The 13,271-nt window shown below is 76.4% G+C and carries 14 protein-coding genes; 5 read left to right on the plus strand and 9 right to left on the minus strand.

Annotated elements, in window-relative coordinates; translation table 11 throughout:
* Positions 1-56: 56 nt before the first annotated feature.
* From AB0O09_RS09265 to AB0O09_RS09280, 4 genes are all read right to left on the minus strand, one after another.
* Positions 57-2,225 carry a bifunctional polysaccharide deacetylase/glycosyltransferase family 2 protein gene (locus AB0O09_RS09265; protein WP_363540920.1) on the minus strand — a complete coding sequence of 723 codons (2,169 nt, stop codon included), beginning with the start codon at positions 2,223-2,225 and terminating at the stop codon, positions 57-59.
* Positions 2,226-2,235: 10 nt separating this feature from the next.
* A complete protein-coding gene (locus AB0O09_RS09270; RefSeq protein ID WP_363540921.1) occupies positions 2,236-2,706 on the minus strand; it encodes a hypothetical protein in 471 nt (156 codons plus the stop codon).
* A 278-nt stretch (positions 2,707-2,984) separates the two neighbouring features.
* Positions 2,985-3,842: a hypothetical protein gene (locus AB0O09_RS09275; protein WP_363540922.1), complete on the minus strand. Its 858-nt coding sequence runs from the start codon at positions 3,840-3,842 to the stop codon at positions 2,985-2,987.
* Positions 3,839-4,573: an RNA polymerase sigma factor gene (locus AB0O09_RS09280; RefSeq protein ID WP_363541057.1), complete on the minus strand. Its 735-nt coding sequence runs from the start codon at positions 4,571-4,573 to the stop codon at positions 3,839-3,841. The genes AB0O09_RS09275 and AB0O09_RS09280 overlap by 4 nt, the downstream gene beginning before the upstream one ends.
* 215 nt (positions 4,574-4,788) lie before the next feature.
* Here AB0O09_RS09280 and AB0O09_RS09285 point away from each other — a divergent pair, with 215 nt between their 5' ends.
* Both AB0O09_RS09285 and AB0O09_RS09290 read left to right on the plus strand, forming a co-directional pair.
* A complete protein-coding gene (locus AB0O09_RS09285; RefSeq protein WP_363540923.1) occupies positions 4,789-5,478 on the plus strand; it encodes a DUF4304 domain-containing protein in 690 nt (229 codons plus the stop codon).
* A 111-nt stretch (positions 5,479-5,589) separates the two neighbouring features.
* A complete protein-coding gene (locus AB0O09_RS09290; protein ID WP_363540924.1) occupies positions 5,590-6,285 on the plus strand; it encodes a tyrosine-protein phosphatase in 696 nt (231 codons plus the stop codon).
* A 19-nt stretch (positions 6,286-6,304) separates the two neighbouring features.
* Here AB0O09_RS09290 and AB0O09_RS09295 read toward each other — a convergent pair whose 3' ends face one another.
* Positions 6,305-6,874 (minus strand): GNAT family N-acetyltransferase, encoded by a 570-nt coding sequence (locus tag AB0O09_RS09295; protein WP_363540925.1) that lies wholly within the window; start codon positions 6,872-6,874, stop codon positions 6,305-6,307.
* A gap of 17 nt (positions 6,875-6,891) precedes the next feature.
* Here AB0O09_RS09295 and AB0O09_RS09300 point away from each other — a divergent pair, with 17 nt between their 5' ends.
* A complete protein-coding gene (locus tag AB0O09_RS09300) occupies positions 6,892-7,338 on the plus strand; it encodes a GNAT family N-acetyltransferase (RefSeq protein WP_363540926.1) in 447 nt (148 codons plus the stop codon).
* A gap of 15 nt (positions 7,339-7,353) precedes the next feature.
* Here the strand turns inward: AB0O09_RS09300 and AB0O09_RS09305 are convergent, their stop codons facing one another.
* Positions 7,354-7,848, minus strand: coding sequence for an NUDIX hydrolase (locus AB0O09_RS09305; protein WP_363540927.1), 495 nt, complete (start codon positions 7,846-7,848; stop codon positions 7,354-7,356).
* Between the two features lie 126 nt (positions 7,849-7,974).
* On the minus strand, positions 7,975-8,253 hold the full coding sequence (locus AB0O09_RS09310; RefSeq protein WP_363540928.1) for a hypothetical protein: 279 nt from the start codon (positions 8,251-8,253) through the stop codon (positions 7,975-7,977).
* 244 nt (positions 8,254-8,497) lie between these two features.
* Between AB0O09_RS09310 and AB0O09_RS09315 the strand changes: the two genes are divergently transcribed.
* Positions 8,498-10,873, plus strand: coding sequence for a lysylphosphatidylglycerol synthase transmembrane domain-containing protein (locus AB0O09_RS09315; protein ID WP_363540929.1), 2,376 nt, complete (start codon positions 8,498-8,500; stop codon positions 10,871-10,873).
* A gap of 52 nt (positions 10,874-10,925) precedes the next feature.
* Here the strand turns inward: AB0O09_RS09315 and AB0O09_RS09320 are convergent, their stop codons facing one another.
* Both AB0O09_RS09320 and AB0O09_RS09325 read right to left on the minus strand, forming a co-directional pair.
* Complete coding sequence (locus tag AB0O09_RS09320) at positions 10,926-11,150, minus strand: hypothetical protein (protein WP_030272841.1); 225 nt, start codon at positions 11,148-11,150, stop codon at positions 10,926-10,928.
* Between the two features lie 92 nt (positions 11,151-11,242).
* The gene (locus AB0O09_RS09325) at positions 11,243-12,169 is read right to left on the minus strand and encodes an AraC family transcriptional regulator (RefSeq protein ID WP_363540930.1); all 927 of its coding nucleotides are present in this window, start codon (positions 12,167-12,169) and stop codon (positions 11,243-11,245) included.
* 167 nt (positions 12,170-12,336) lie between these two features.
* On the opposite strand from AB0O09_RS09325, the gene AB0O09_RS09330 reads away from it, so the two are divergent.
* A complete protein-coding gene (locus AB0O09_RS09330) occupies positions 12,337-13,266 on the plus strand; it encodes an NADP-dependent oxidoreductase (RefSeq protein WP_363540931.1) in 930 nt (309 codons plus the stop codon).
* Positions 13,267-13,271 lie beyond the last annotated feature (5 nt).

Below are 13,271 nucleotides of genomic sequence, written 5' to 3' on the forward strand. Positions count from 1 at the left end.
GCTCCTCTCGCTTCCGTGAACCGGGCCTCGGCGCCCGCCTCGTGCACCTGTGCACCCTAGCGGCCCGGCGCGGATCCGGCGGCCGGCGGCGGGACGGAGAGGCTGCCGTAGCGCTGCATCCGCTGCCAGCGCAGCCGGGAGCCGGCCAGGGCGGTGCAGACGGACTGGATCACCACGAGGTACATCAGCTGGCGGTAGACGACCTGTTGCAGGGGCAGCGTCCAGAGCGGGCCGAGCCTCTCGCCGTCCAGCCGGAAGGCGTAGGCGCCCATGGCGACCTGCATCAGCATGAAGGCCAGCCAGAGGCCGGTGATCCGGACGGGGTCGAGGAAGACCAGCCCGTACAGGGTGAAGACGTCGACCACCGGGGCGAGCAGCGGCAGCAGGACCTGGAACATCAGCAGGTAGAGCAGGCCGCGGCGGCCGAGCTTGCCGGCCTGGCCGCGCTGGCCGAACGCACCGCGGTGCTTCCACATGGCCTGCAGGGTGCCGTAGCACCAGCGGTAGCGCTGCCGCCACAGGGCGCCGAGCGAGGCGGGGGCCTCCGTCCAGGCCTTGGCCCGCTCTTCGTAGACGACCCGCCAGCCGGCCCGGCAGAGCGCCATGGTGAGGTCGGTGTCCTCGGCGAGGGTCTCCTCGGCGACGCCGCCGATCCGCAGCAGGGCGGAGCGGCGGAAGGCGCCGACCGCGCCGGGCACGGTGGGCATGCACTCGGCGAGGTCGAAGAGCCGGCGGTCCAGGTTGAAGCCGACCACGTACTCGATGTGCTGCCAGCGGCCGAGCAGGCCGCCGCGGTTGACCACCTTGGCGTTGCCGGAGACGGCGCCGACCCGGCGGTCGGCGAAGGGCTGGACGAGCATCCGCACGGCGTCCGGCTCGAACACGGTGTCGCCGTCGACCATGACCACGAGCTCGGCGCGGGCGTAGCGCAGGCCGAGGTTGAGTGCGGCGGGCTTGCCGGAGTTGGGCTGCCGGAAGACCCGGACGTAGGGGAGGTTCAGGGATTCGACGAGGTCGGCGGTGCCGTCGGTGGAGCCGTCGTCGACGACGATCACCTCGACCGGGTGGTCGGAGGCGAGCAGCGAGCGGACGGCGGCCTCGATGCCGGCGCTCTCGTTGTAGGCGGGGACGATCACCGAGACCGGCTCGGTGATCGGCGGGCCCCAACCGCGGGCCCGCAGCCGCTTGTGCCGGCGGGCCGCGACCAGCAGGGCGATCGCACGCAGCACGCCGATCGCACCGGCCGCCCACAGGAGCCAGTCCAGCAGGTCGAGCACCCACGAACTGGCGCCGAGGACGGTGACGAGGGCGAGGCCCTGCCAGTGCTCGGCGGCGGTCGCGGGGTGCACCGGGTCGGTCGTGCCGACGGCGGCGGAGACGGTGTCGAAGCGCCAGCCGGCCGCCTGCAGCCGGGGCAGCAGGGCGTCCAGGGCGGCCACGGTCTGGCCGCGGTCGCCGCCGGCGTCGTGCATCAGCACCACCTGGCCGTCGCGGCCCTTCGGGGTGGCGCCGGCGATGATCTGCTCGGTACCCGGGCGGCGCCAGTCCTCGCTGTCGAGCGTGGTGAGGACGGTGAGGTAGCCGTCCCGGCCGGCCTGCCGGACAGCGTCCCAGCCGGCGTCGGTGAGCGCGTCGTTCCCGGCGGAGTACGGCGGCCGCAACAGCGTGCTGGTCACTCCGGCGGCGCCGGCCAGGGCGAGCTGGGACTCCCGGAGTTCCAGCGTGCGCCGCCAGGGTGCGACGGCCGAGAGGTCGGCGTGGGTGAAGGTGTGCACGCCGACCTGGTGGCCCTCGGCGACGATCCGGCGGGCGAGGTCGGGGTGGTCGGCGACCTGGGTGCCGACGGTGAAGAAGGTGGCGTGCACGCCGTGGCGGCGGAGCACGTCGAGGATCTGCGGGGTCCAGCGCGGGTCCGGGCCGTCGTCGAAGGTGAGCGCGATCGTCCCCGCCGCTGGCCTGGCGGTCCGGGCGGAACCGTCCTCGGACGTGGCGATCACCGGGCCGCCGGTGCGCACCTGCTCGGGGACGGCCGCACTGCTCCCGTCGGCGCGGGCGGCACCGTCCGCGGTGTTCCCGTACATGTGCCGGGTGTAGCCCTGGATCAGCAGCGCGGCCGCCAGGGTGAGGACGAGCACGGTCAGCAGCAGCCAGTGGGTGCGCAGCGGTGCCTGCCGGACGGCGGCCCGGCGGCCGCGGCTCCTGCGGGGGTGGGTGGCAGTGGTCACGGGGCGGCGCTCACGGGGTCTTGGTGGGCTTGCGGCCGGGCTGTGCGGTGGAGCGACCGTGGGTCGGGCTCGGCACGGTGGTTGCCGTGGCGGTCGGCTGCGGGGTGGCGGACGCCGCGGTGCGGGTGGCGGGCGCCGCCGGCCGGGTGGTCGCGGTGCTGCGGGTGCCCACCGGTCCGGCCGCACCGGTGGGGCCGGACGCCGGTTCGGAGCCCGCTGCGGCCGGTACGGGGGACTCGGCGGGCACGGTGGCCGCCGGGGTCGCGGTGTGCGCGGGCAGGGCCGGCAGGAAGGGGGCGTCCAGGACGGGGCCGCCGACCAGGCTGGAGGCCAGCAGGCCGAGGTAGCCGACGGCGGGCACGGTGAGCAGCCAGCCGGCCCGGCGGACCAGCCGCCGGCGGCGCCCGCTGCCGTCCACGAACACCGGGGCGTCCGGTGGCGGCGCCGTCACGCGGGGGATCCGCAGCGTGTCCTCGGTCACGGGTGCTCCAATCGTCGCCCCCGGGCCCGGCACGGCCGGGCGGGCGGTGGACACGGGGGAATCCACCGCCCGCCCGGGGTTCCGGGGCGCCCGTCGGGGCGGATCCGGACGGGCGCAAGGACCCGGGGGAGTTCCTGCGCCCGTCCGGAGCGGTTCCCGGGGAGGCGGTGGGCACGGGGGAACCCACCGACCCCCCGGAGTCTTCGGGGTGGTGCGGTCACCGGACGGCCGCCGAGCCCGGGGGGGGTGTGCCCGCCGGCCGTCCGGAGTCTGTGGCGTCACCTCACCGCGGTACCGGCCTTGTCGGCGGTGTCGGTGAGGTTCTGGGCGGCGGTGCGGGTCGGGGTCCGCTCCGCCTTGGTCGGCGAGGCGCTCGGCTGGCCGCCGTCGTGCCCCGTACCGGTGGTCGCGGACGGGCTCGCCGTGGCGGTCCGGCCCTTGCCGGACTTGCAGTACGCGTCGACCTTGGCGGCGCCGCCGGCCGCCGCGACCAGTGGTGCCATCCGTGGCTCGGCCAGCAGGTCGCGCTGCTTGGTGCCGCTGCGCGAGCGGTCCGTCCAGACCTGGCAGAGCGCCGTGAGGTCGGGCAGCGCGGAGGCCGCCGAGGCGGAGCCCCCCACTTGGGAACCGGCCGACGGGGAGCCGGCCGCGTCGGTGCGGCCCGTGCTGCCGGACGGGGTCGGACGCCCGCTCGGGGTGCCGCCGCCGGAGGCGGAGGCCGGGTCGGTCGGGGAGGCGTCCGGAGCGGCGGGGGCGTGCCCCTTGGCCGGGCTGCCGCCGAGGGCCTGCGGCAGGTTGCCGGTGCCCGCGGCGACGGCGACGCCGCCGACGGCGGTCACGGCGAACGCCGCGACGAGTGCCTTCAGCGTGAAGGTCCTCCTTCGCGCGTGGTCCGCCATGGTCGCTCTCCCGGGTTGCGGTGCAGGTGTGCGACGAGCCTCCCGGAAGGCGGCCACGGCCTGTTCCTCCCCGGGCAGTGCGCCGTCGGCGGGTGGGGCTGCCGCGGCGGCGAGCAGCCCGGCGAGGGCCGCATGACCGGTGAGGGAGGCCGGACCGGCCTCCGAGCCGACCGCGGCGCCGCCGAGCAGCTGCTCGGCGGTGTCCCGGTCGATCCGGTGGGATCGGTTCTTGCTCATCTCATGTCCTTCAGCGTCGCGGTCCGCGCGCGTGTCACACCCTGCGCGGAATTTTTTTCGGCGGGCTGCTGCCGGGGCAGTCCGGCGGCCGGTCCGCCGGTCTGGTCGAGCAGCTTGGCCAGCCGCTTCAGCCCGCGGTGGGCGGCCATCCGGACGCTGCCGGAGCGCTTGCCGAGCACCCTGGCGGCGCTCTCCGCGTCGAGCTGGAGCAGCACGCGCAGCAGGACGGCCTCGGCCTGGTCCCGGGGCAGCCGGGATATCAGGGCGAGCGCGTCCCCGGTGGTGACGGTGGCGATGGCGCTGTGCGCGGTGTCCTCGGCGGCCGCGAGGTCGAGCAGGTGCTCGACGGGCAGGTCGGCGACCGGGCGGCGGCGCTGGCGGCGCAGGTGGTCCATGGCGCGGTTGCGGGCGATGGTGGCCACCCAGCCGCGGAAGCCGTCCGAGTCCCCCTGGAATCCGGCGAGGTCGCGGGCGACCTGCAGCCAGGTCTCGGAGGCGATGTCCTCGGCGTCCTCGGGTCTGCCGCCCACCAGCACTCTCAGGTAACGCAGCATTCCGGGCTGGACGGCTCTGAACAGCTGGCGGAAGGCCTGCTCGTCCCCGTTCCGGGCGGCCGCCACGGCCGCAGTGAGGTCCGGGCCGCGGTCCGGCGGGTGGTCCGGGCTGGTGGTGTGGCCCGCCGGGTCGCCGACGCCCGGCCCGTGGTGGTCTGCACTGTGCACCCGCCACATCATGCGCCATCCCGGCGCGGCCGTGGGCCGAAGGGCGAGGTCCGCTGTGCGGGCCCGAGGTCCGGGGCGGGTAGGACCAATGTCCTGGCAGCAGCTGTCATTCGTCCGCAGCCGTCAGAGGTGACCGGGGCATACGTTGGACCGGGTCGCTCCACCCCTCGCGGCCCGCCCGGTTCCGCCCACCCCCGGACCCCGCCTACCCCCAGGACACCGTGATGACCACTGCCCGGACGCTCTTCGCGGAGGGCATGCGCGACCACCTCGCGCCCGCCCTGCGCGCCATGGGCTTCACCGGCTGGCGGCACACCTTCGCCCTGCCCGACGAGGAGCACTGGGCGCTGCTCGGCGTCGAGCTCGGCACCGCCGACGACCGCGTCGTCCGCTACACGGTGAACCTGGGGCTCACCCGCAAGTCCGCCTGGGCGGCCGACCGGCCCGGGCGGGCGGTGCGGCCGGACCCGAACGCGGTCACCGGCCTGGAGTCCTGGCACACCCGGATCGGCCGGCTGCTGCCGGTCGGCGGGGACGTGTGGTGGCAGATCACCCCCGGCCCGCGCTGGGCGGTCGCCGTCCAGGACACCGTGGCGGCCGTCCGCCACTACGGGCTGCCCGAACTGCTCCGGCGCCTGGAGGCGGCCTCCGGCGGGACGGAGCGCTACCTGGGCCCCGAGGAGCTGGTGGACGTCAACGCCGCGCTGCGGCTCGCCGACGTCGCCCCGATCCGCCGGACGGAGCTGGCCGACCGGGTGCTGCGGCTGTACGGCGACTGGTCGCCTGCGGACCCGGTCGCCCGCGAGGTGCTCCGCGGCGCCGCCACCGGCTTCCTCTCGGTCGGCGACACCCGCTTCGGCTCCGTCGGCTGCCGCGACACGGCCGGCCGGCCCCTCTGGTCCTTCGGCGGCTGAGCCGGCCGGAGCCGCCGCCGGGCGGCGTCCGGGGAACCATCGGCGCACCCCCGGGAGTCTGTTCCGAGGGGGATCCGCAGGGGCCCCGCAACGGCTTGGGGGGAACGGGACATGACGGACGACCGGCGCCTGGTGTGGGACGGCTGCCTCAATGTGCGCGAGCTCGGCGGGCTGCCCACCCGGGACGGCCGACGGACGCGGCACGGGGCCGTCGTCCGCGCCGACAACCTGGACCGGCTGACCGCCGAGGGCTGGGCCGCGCTGCAGGCGTACGGCATCCGCACCGTGATCGACCTGCGCAACGAGGAGGAGTACCGGCCGCTGCTGCAGCGCCCGGACGGCATCGAGCTGGTCCGGGTGCCGCTGGACGAGCTGGCCGGACCGGAGTGGTGGGCCCGGTTCGGCGGCCTGGACGGCACCCCGCTGGCCTTCCGGCCGTACCTGGACCACTGCCCCCGGGCGGTGGCCGAGGTGGTGGCCGCGGTCGGCCGGGCGGCGCCGGGCGGGGTGGTGGTGCACTGCGGCGCGGGCCGCGACCGCACCGGGCTCGCCGCACTGGTGCTGCTCGCCGTGGCCGGGGTCGCGGCCGACGCGATCGTCGACGACTACCTGCTGAGCGCCGGGAACCTGCGCCCGCTCTGGGCGATGCTGGGCCGGCCCGACGAGACCGCCGCGATCGAGGCGGTGCTGGACCGGGCCGGCACCACGGCCGAGGCGGCCCTGCTGGAGACGATCGCCGAGTTCGAGCCGGCCGTCTTCCTGCCGGCGGCCGACACGGCGGCGGTCCGGGCCCGCCTGCTGGCCTGACGCACCCGGGCCGGGCCCGCTACCAGAGGCGGTCGACGGTGCCCGGGTGGAGCGCGATCCGGGCGCCGTCGAAGCCGGGCCGGCGGGCCCGGCCGTGCGCGGAGAAGAACCCGGCGAGGACGACCTTGTCGAAGCCGGGCCGGTCGCTCGGGAAGGGCTCCTCGGCCGTTCCGCCGACCAGGACGGCCCCGGGCAGCACCTCCCAGCCGGCCCGCTCGTAGAACCCCTGCAGCGGCCGGTCGCAGGTGAACAGGCCGAGGTCGGCGCCGAGCGCGGCGATCCGCGCGCGGGCCGCCGTGACGAGGGCCAGCCCGTGGCCGCGGCCCCGGCGGGCCGGGTCGGTGACCACCGCGGACAGGCCCCGGGCCGCGAACACCTCGCCGCCGTGCCGGAGGTCCTTGCCGAGCAGGTCGAGCGCGGCCACCACCCGCGGCCCGTCGACCAGCAGCATGCTCCGCGGGTCGAGCGCCGGGTCGTGGCTCACCCCCGGGTCGGGCGCCCCGGTGGGCCAGACGCGCTCCTGCAGGGCCCACACCTGGGCCCGGAGCCGGGCCGGCACCTCGGCCTCCGGGTACTCCACGATCTCCATCTGTCAGACTCCCCCGTGTGATCGTCCGTACCGCCGTCCGCGGCGACCTGCCTGCCGTGCTCGCCCTGCTCGCCGACGAGTCCGCCGTCACCGATCCGGCGTCGGTGCGGGTCGGTGCAGCGTACGAGGCGGCCTTCGCCGCCATCGAGGCGGATCCGCGCAACGAACTGCTGGTGCTCGACGAGGGCGACGGCACGGTGCTCGGCTGCCTGCAGCTGACCCGCATCCCCGGCCTCGGCCGGGGCGGGGCGGAGCGGGCGCTGATCGAGGCCGTCCGGATCCGGGCCGACCGGCGCGGCGGCGGGCTGGGCCGGCTGCTGCTGGCCCGGGCGATCGACCGGGCCCGCGAACAGGGCTGCTCCCTCGTGCAGTTGACCAGCAACAAGCGGCGGACCGAGGCGCACCGCTTCTACGCCTCACTGGGGTTCGAGCGCAGCCACGACGGCTTCAAGCTCGTCCTGTGAGGCGGCGGCCGCCGCTCAGAGGCCACTGACCGGGCTGGTGACGACCCGGGTGCGGCCGTCGGCGCGGGCGGCGAGGCCCGCCGACAGGCGCAGCGAGCGGGCCGGGCCGAGGAGTTCGAGCGCCTCGTCGACCTCCGCCCAGCGGTGGTCGTCGAGTTCGCCCGCGGGCAGGGTGATCGGGGTGTCGGCCGGCAGGGTGCCCAGGTCGAAGAGGAAGTGGCAGGCGGGGTGGTCGAGTTCGCCCGAGGGGTTGGTCCAGGCGACGGCCAGCAGCTCACCGGCCTCCTTCTCGATGCCGGTCTCCTCGTGCAGTTCGCGGGTGGCGCACTGCTGCGGGTTCTCGCCGGGGTCGACCGTCCCGCCGACGAACTGCCAGTGCTCGCGGTAGCCGGCCTTGACGATCAGCGCCCGGCCCTGCGGGTCGGTGATCAGGCAGCCGGCGGCCGCGTACACCCTGGTCAACGAGGCGAGCCACTCCTCACGGGTCTGCAGCAGGGGGCTGTCGGACATGTGGTGCTCCTCCGCGTCGGGGACGGCCGCCGGGCGGCGGCGCGGGCCCCACTCTTCCGCACGGACGCACACGGCCGCGCCCCGTCGGCTCCGGCGGGGCGCGGCCGGGTGCGGGCGGGGGCCGTCTCAGTGCGCGGAGTGCTTCTCCGCACCGCGGTGCCGGTGGCCCGGCAGTTCGACGTGGTGGGCGACGCCGGCCATCGGCCCCGCCGTCGTGTCGGAGCGGCGCCCGCCGTGGCTGAACACCGCGTCCCCGAAGTACGGCCCGCTGCGGGCGGCGGAGGCGGTGTCGGTGTGCAGCTGCGGGGCGAGCGGGCCGGGGTTGGTGGCCATGCCGCGGCGTTCGAGCAGGTCCTGGGTGCCGCGGCGGAGCTTGGTCATCTTGCCGGTGGTCTGCTTGGCCATGGTCGGCCTCCCTTCCGCAGCCGGGCCGCCCGCGGGGGCCGCGGGACTCGGGGAACGCCGACCGCACGGGGTGTTATGTCCGGATTTTAGCGTTTTAACTCCTTCCTGTACCCCCCGCCCGCCGACCCCGCACCTCCGGCCCGGACACCCGCCCGACGTGCCTCCGCAGGCCCGGCCCGGCAACCGGGCGGATCCCGTGACCGGCATCGCACTCCCCCGTCCGGGGGATGTGGGAGCATGCCGCGTGGCCACGCTGACCCCTGCAGGAGAACTGCGGACCGCGCCCGCGACACCGCGTCACCGCCGGGTGCGGCACCCCGCGGCGCTGATCCGCGCCCTGATCGGGCTCGCCGCGATCGGCCTGCTCCTGCTGCTCGCCCAGTACGCCCAGGGCACCGCCGGCGGCCTGGACGCCGACGTCGTCGAGGGCACCGGCCTGCTCCCCCGGCCCCCGGTACGGCTGCTGGCCGCATGCAGCGCCGCCGCCCTGCTGCTGGTGCCGCTCGCCTTCGCCGTCGGCCGGGTGCTGCGCCGGGCCGGCCGGCAGGTCGCCGACGGGGTGCTCGCCGCCGTCCTCGCCTACGCCGTCTCGCTCCTCCTCGACCTCGCGGTCGGCGGGCTCACCGCGCTCACCCACCCCTTCCCCGAGGGCCCCGGCCGCACCGACCCGGTGTACGGGCACCTGGCCCCCGTCCTGGCCTTCATGACCGCGGTCGGCACCGGCGGACTGCCCCGCTGGCGCGCCTCGCTCGCCGCCACCCTCACCGCCGCCGGGCTGTCCGGCCTGCTCACCGGCTACGCCACCCCGCTGTCGGTGCTGCTCTCGCTGCTGGTCGGCTGGACCACCGCGCACCTGGTCGCCTGGTCCGTCGGCGAACCCACCCGGGAGCCGTCCGAACTGCAGCTCTGGGTGACCCTGCGCAACGCCGGGACCCGCCCGAACACCGTGCGGGTGGCCGGCCCCTGCCGGTACCTGGTGACCCAGCACCAGGACCGGCCCGACCTCGACGTCCGGCTGCTCGACCGGCGCGCCGCCGCCCTCGGCCTGCCGCAGCACGTCTGGCAACTGCTGCGGCTGCGCACCGCACCGCTGCCGCTCGGCCTGCGCTCGCTGCGCGAAGGACTGGAGCACCAGACCCTGGTGGCGCACGCCGCCTTCGCCGCCGGGGTACGCACCCCGGAGCCGCTCGCCGCCGCCGAACTCGGCCCGGACGCCGCCCTGGTGGCCTACCGCCACCTGCCCGGCCGGCCGCTCGGCGACGTCCCCGCGGACGAGGTCACCGACGAGGTGCTGCACGACGCCTGGCAGCAGCTGCGGCTGCTGCACCGGCGCAGCATCGCCCACCGCACCCTCGGCCCCGACACCGTCCGCCTCGGCCCGGACGGCGCGGTGCAGCTCACCGAACTCGCGTACGGCGAGATCGCGGCCGGCGAACTCCTGCTGCGCCTCGACGTGGCCGGGATGCTCACCGCGCTGGCCCTGAAGACCGGTCCGAAGCGGGCGGTGGCCGCCGGTGCCGCGGTGATCGGACCCGCCACGATCGGCGCCGCGCTGCCGCTGCTGCAGCCGATCGCCCTGCCCCGCGCGACCCGCGACGCCCTCGCCGCACAGCCCGAACTGGCCGCCGCGATACGCGCGGAAGTGCTCCGGCTGCGCCCGCAGGCACCGGTGGAACCCGTCCGGCTGGAACGGCTGCGGCCGCGCACCCTCGCCACCGTCGCCGCCGGCATGGCCGGCGGGTACCTGCTGCTGCAGGCACTGTTCGGCTCCGGCCTCGACTCCTTCCGCGCGGTCGCCGACGCCGACCCGTTCTGGCTCTCGGCGGCCGTCCTGGCGGCCGTCGCCAGCTACGGCGCGGCGGCCCTCGGATTCATCGGCTTCGTCCCGGAGCGGCTCGACCCGCGCGGCGCGCTCGCCGCCCAAGTGGCGGGCTCCTTCGTCAAACTGGTGTCGCCCGGCGGAGTGGGCGGCATCGCACTGAACACCCGGTTCCTGCAGGCCAGCGGGATCCCCACCGCACAGGCGCTCTCCAGCGTGGGCGCCTCCCAGCTGGTCGGCCTGGCACTGCACATGCTGCAACTCGCCTTCTTCACCACCCTGGTGGGCCTCGGACCGCAGACCGAACTGCCCAGCCCGGCCTGGCTCGCGGCCGGACTCGGCCTGGTCGCCGCCGTCCTGCTGTCCGCGCTCGCCGTCCCCTGGCTGCGGCGGCGGATCGTCGGCCTGCTGCGGCCGCTGCGGGCCGAGGTGCTGCCGCGCCTGCTCGACCTGCTGCAGCAGCCGGGCAAGCTGGCGGCCGGCATCGCCGGGCAACTGCTGGTCTCGACGGCCTTCGTGGCCTGCCTGTACTGCTGCGCACTGGCGGTCGGCGCCCGGCCGTCCTTCAGCGCGGTCGCGGTGGTGTTCCTGGCCGGCAACGCGGCCGGCTCCGCGGCGCCCACGCCGGGCGGCGCGGGCGTGGTGGAGGGTCTGCTCACGGAGGGCCTGGCGCACACCGGCGGCATGGACCAGGGAAGCGCGTTCGCCGCGGTGATGCTCTTCCGGCTGCTGGTCTTCCTGCTGCCCGTCCTCCCGGGCTGGCTCGCCTTCTCCTGGCTCCAGCGCCGCCGGGCCCTGTGAAGCCACCAGCGGGAGTCGTTCAGGGGCGACCGCCGTCCCTGAGGGTCGCGTCTCAGTCCCGGTAGTCGTCCTCGTCGAGGGAGACCACGATGGACTGCTCGACGGCGTCGCCGTCGTCGGCCTGGTCCGCGCCGAGGGCCCGCCGCTCGCGCAGTTGCTCCAGTTCGTCGCCCTGGCGCTCGGCCACCTCCCGCTCCTCGTCCTCCGCCTCCATGACGGCCGGCGACTCCTCGTCGTAGTCTTCGGGGAACTCCGGGTTCTCTGGGTTCTGGACCATGGCGCCAGTATCCGCCGCGGACCGCCCGCCCGCGCCCCCTCGGCCGACCTCGGCGTGTTGGACGCACCGGACCGAGCGCCGCCGCGCAGGGGTCAGGCGGCCTCGCGGGCCCGCCGCCGGTACTGGCCGGGCGGTTGCCCGTACGCGCGTTTGAAGGCCTTGGCGAAGGCGAATTCGGAGCGGTACCCGACCCGGTCGCCGACCACCGCGATCGGGGTGTCGGAGTGCCTCAGCAGGCCGGCCGCGGTGGTCATCCGCCAGCGGGTGAGGTAGGCGAGCGGCGGTTCGCCGACCAGGGCGGTGAAGCGGCGGGCGAACGCGGCCCGGGAGAGGCCGACGCCCGCACCGAGGCTCTCGACCGTCCAGGTGCCGCCGGGGTCGGCGTGGATCGCCTTCAGGGCGGGGGCGATCGCCGGGTCGCGCAGGGCGGCGGCCCAGCCGGCCGCCGCGGCGTCGGGCTGTTCGTCGAGCCAGGTCCGCAGGATGTAGAGCAGCAGCAGGTCGATCAGCCGGGCGACGATGCCGTCGGAGCCGGGCCCGGGCCGCTCCAGTTCGGCGGCGAGCAGGTCGACGGCGGAGGCGAGGGCGGTGTGGCGGCCGCGCCGGGCCGGCAGGTGGATCAGCGGGGGCAGGGTGGCGACCAGCGGGTGCGGGCGCTCCTGGTCGAGGAGGTAGGAGCCGCAGAGGATCGTGGTGACCGGGCCGGTGCCGGGATCGGCGGGGCCCGGCGTCGGCGGCCGGGGCCAGCTGAGGTCGGCCCGGTAGTCGACGACCGGGGAACCGGGGTCGTCGGCGAGGACGTGCTCGCGGCCGCTGCGCACGAAGACGACGTCGCCGGGGCCGAGCCGGGTGGTGGCGCCGCCGGGTTCGATCAGCCAGCAGGTGCCCGCGAGCACCACGTGGAAGCCGGCGCCGGCCTGCTCGGCGAAGCGCAGGCCCCAGGGCGCCCGGCAGTCGGTGCGGGCGGAGACGGGGTTGCCGGTCCGTACGGAGGCGACGGCGTCGGTGAGGACGTCCACCCGGCGAGCCTATCCGCCCGACCACCCCGTGGAGACGATCGGACATCGAATCGAGTCGATCAGCCATTCGTCGTCTCTCGAAGGCTTCCTACGGTGGACACCGAACCGATCGGCGGGACCGTCCCGCCGCACCCCCGCCGCACCCCCGCCGCCACCAGGAGCACCCCTTGCGCGCCGTCGTCCAGCAGTCCTTCGGCACCCCCGACGTCCTCGTCCCGGCCGAGGTCGCCCGCCCGGTCGCCGGCCCCGGCGAGGTGCTCGTCCGGGTGCACGCCGCCTCGGTCAACCCGGTGGACGCCCACGTCCGGGCGGGTGCGCTGCCGATGCTCGGCGAGCCGCCGTTCGTGCTCGGCTGGGACGTCTCGGGCGTGGTCGAGGAGGTCGCCCCGGACGTCACCCGCTTCCGGGTCGGCGACGAGGTCTTCGGCATGCCGTGCTTCCCGCGGCCGGCGGGCGCCTACGCCGAGTACGTCGCGGCGCCGGCCGGGCACCTCGTCCGCAAGCCGGCCGGCCTGGACCACGTGCGGGCCGCCGCGCTGCCGCTGGCCGGCCTGACCGCCTGGCAGGCGCTGGTCGGCACGGCCGGCCTGCGGGAGGGCATGCGGGTGCTGGTGCACGGCGCGGGCGGCGGGGTCGGCCACCTCGCGGTGCAGATCGCCAGGGCCCGCGGCGCGGAGGTGCTGGCCACGGCGAGCGCGGCCAAGCACGACTTCGTCCGCTCGCTCGGGGCGGACCGCGTCATCGACTACCGGGCCGGCGACTTCGCCGCCGGGCTGGGCGGGCTCGACGTGGTCCTGGACGGCGTCGGCGGATACGGGCGGCGTTCGCTGCCGCTGCTGGCCGAGGACGGCGTGCTGATCACCCTGATCGAGCGGAACAACCCGGAGCTCACCGCAGCGGCCGCGGCGGCCGGACGGCGCCTCACCGGGCCGGTCGTCGCGCCGGACGCCGCCGGGCTGGCGGCCCTGGCCGAGCTGGCGGAGCAGGGCCGGCTGCGCCCGCACGTGCAGGACGTGCTGCCGCTGGAGGAGGCCGCGAAGGCGCACGCGCTGATCGAGTCGCGCGGCACCCGGGGCAAGATCGTGCTGACCGTCTGAGTACG

It is taken from the genome of Kitasatospora sp. NPDC093679 (assembly GCF_040683455.1).
Classification (GTDB): Bacteria; Actinomycetota; Actinomycetes; order Streptomycetales; family Streptomycetaceae; genus Kitasatospora; species Kitasatospora arboriphila.